Annotated in this window: 1 protein-coding gene; it reads right to left on the bottom strand. The window is 69.3% G+C overall.

Annotated elements, in window-relative coordinates; all coding sequences use genetic code 11:
• Nucleotides 1-2561 (bottom strand): amino acid adenylation domain-containing protein (locus tag ABG80_RS08090; RefSeq protein ID WP_235513788.1); only part of this gene is annotated, 2561 nt, incomplete at its 3' end.
• Nucleotides 2562-2570 lie beyond the last annotated feature (9 nt).

Below are 2570 nucleotides of genomic sequence, written 5' to 3'. Positions count from 1 at the left end.
CCGATTTCAAAGAAGTTGTCATGCCGCCCGATGCGCTCTGGCGCCAGGCCCAACACCCGCGCCCAGATCTGCGCCAGCGCCTGCTCGACCTCGCCTTGCGGCGCCTGTGTGGCTGGCCTCTGCCCGGCTTGCCCCGCTTGCCCCTGTGCGTGCGCTTGCACTGCCTGCACCGCCGGCAACGCCTGCCGGTCCACCTTGCCGTTGGCGTTCAGCGGCAAACTCGCCAGCTCCACGATCACCTGCGGCACCATGTAGTCCGGCAAGCTCTTGAGCAGCTCACGCCTGAGCCCGGCCGTCTCCACGCCCTGGCCCGCCTGCGCCTGACTGGGCGAGACGTACGCCACCAGCCGGGCCGCCCCTTCCTGCGCTGCGGCTCCTGTGCCGACTCCAGCCTCGCGCTGCGCCACCACCACCGCCTCATGGATGCCTGCCTGCGCCTGCAAGGCCGCCTCCACCTCCCCCAACTCGATGCGCAGCCCGCGGATCTTGACCTGGTGATCCAGCCTGCCCAAGTACTCCAGTTGACCCTGCGCATTCCAGCGCACCAGGTCTCCTGTGCGGTACAGCCTCTCTCCCGTGCCGCCGTGCGCATCGGCCACGAAGCGCTCTGCCGTCAACCCCGCCCTGTTCAGGTAGCCTCGCCCCAGGTGGATGCCTCCCAGGTACAGCTCACCCGCCACCCCAATGGCCACCGGGTTGAGCCGCTCGTCGAGCACCTGCGCCCTCACCCCTTCGATCGGCCTGCCGATGGGCACCAGGCTGCGCCCGTCCGCCTGACACGTCCAGCGCGTGACGTGGATCGTCGCCTCGGTCGGTCCGTACAGGTTCTGCAGGCTCGCGCCTTGCAGCCGCCTGAGCGCCTCTTCCTGCACCGCCGCAGGCATGGCCTCGCCTCCGCAGATGATGTGGCGCAGCCGCGTGTGCGCCTCGATCCCTTCGTGCCCCAGGAAGGCCTGCAGCATCGAGGGCACGAAGTTCACCGTGGTGATGGCATGCTGGCGGATCAGCGCCACGATGCGCTGCGGGTCTCGCTGGTCACCCGGCTGGGCCAGCACCAGCTTGACGCCGACCGTGAGTGGCCAGAAGATCTCCCACACCGACACGTCGAAGCCGAACGGTGCCTTGTGCAGCACCGCGTCCTGGCCGGCCTGCAGCCCGTAGGTGGTCTGCATCCAGGCCATGCAGCTGGCCAGCGAGCCATGCCGGTTGACCGCCCCCTTGGGCCGGCCCGTCGAGCCGGAGGTGTAGATCACGTAGGCGGCTTGCTCGGGGTGCACGGGCACGGCCACGGGGGTGCTCGGCTGGGCGCTGAGCTCCAGCTCATCGAGGGCCAGCAGCCGGTGCTGGCTCAGCGCATCAAGCACCGGCTGGCCCAGCAGGCTGCGCTGGCTCACCACCAGCGCCACGCCGCTGTCTTGGGCCATGTAGGCCAGTCGCTGCGCGGGGTAGTCCACGTCCAGCGGCACCCAGGCGCCTCCCGCCTTGAGGATGGCCAGCAGCGTCACGATCATCTCCAGCGAGCGCGGCAGGGCCACGCCCACCCTCGTCTCGCGGCCCATGCCTTGGGCGATGAGGTGGTGGGCCAGTTGGTTGGCTCGCGCATCCAGTTCGGCAAAGCTCAGGGCTTGGTCGCCAAAGACCAGTGCGATCGCATCGGGCTGGCTGCGCGCCTGTGCGGCGATCGATTCGTGCACGCATGGCAGCCCCACATCGGCGCAGCCCTCCTGGCCACTGCCGCCCCACTGGCTCAGCTGCGCTTGTTCGCTCGCTTGCAGCAGCCGCACATCGCCCAGGGCTTGCGTGTCATCGTCCACCCAGGCTTGCAGCAGCGCCAGGTGGTGCCCGGCCAGCCGCTCGATCGTCTGCGCCTCGAACAGCTCGCCCGCGTAGATCCAGCTCAGCCTCACGCTGCCGTCGGCTCGCTCCAGGCTGTCGAGCACCAGCTCGAACTGCGCCGTCTTGCCTCCCAGCGATTGCGCCTGCACGCGCAGGCCCGGCATCTGATCGAGCACCCCGCTGTCTTGCCGAAGGTGGTTGAACATCACCTGGAACAGCGGCGTGTGGCTCAGGCTGCGCTCGGGCTGCAGCGCCTGCACCAATTGGTCGAACGGCAGGTCCTGGTGGGCTTGTGCGCCCAGCGCCGCTTCGCGCGCCTGCGCCATCACCTGCGACAGCGGCACCTCCCCTGACACCTCGTTGCGCAGCACCAGCGTGTTCACGAACAGACCGATGACGCCTTGCAGCTCCGGGCGCTGGCGGTTGGCCACCGCCACGCCCACCCTGACATCGCCCTGTCCCGTCCAGCGGTGCAGCAGCCCATGCAAAGCCCCCAACAGCGTCATGAACACCGTCGAGCCTTGCGCCAGCGACTTGCGCAGCACCGCGCGCGACAAGCCCTCGGGCACTTCGACCTCGTGGCGCGCGGCTCGCTGCGCCACAGCAGCGCTGCGCGCATGGTCCGCAGGCAGTTGCAGCACCGGGTGATGATCGCCCAGCGCCCCTCTCCACCACGCCAGCTGCCGAACAGCCTCCCCTGACTCCAGCCAATGCCTTTGCCACACCGAATGGTC

Source organism: Aquabacterium parvum (assembly GCF_001447195.1).
GTDB classification, from domain to species: domain Bacteria; phylum Pseudomonadota; class Gammaproteobacteria; order Burkholderiales; family Burkholderiaceae_C; genus Aquabacterium; species Aquabacterium parvum.
This window is presented reverse-complemented; position numbering and strand designations above follow the sequence as displayed.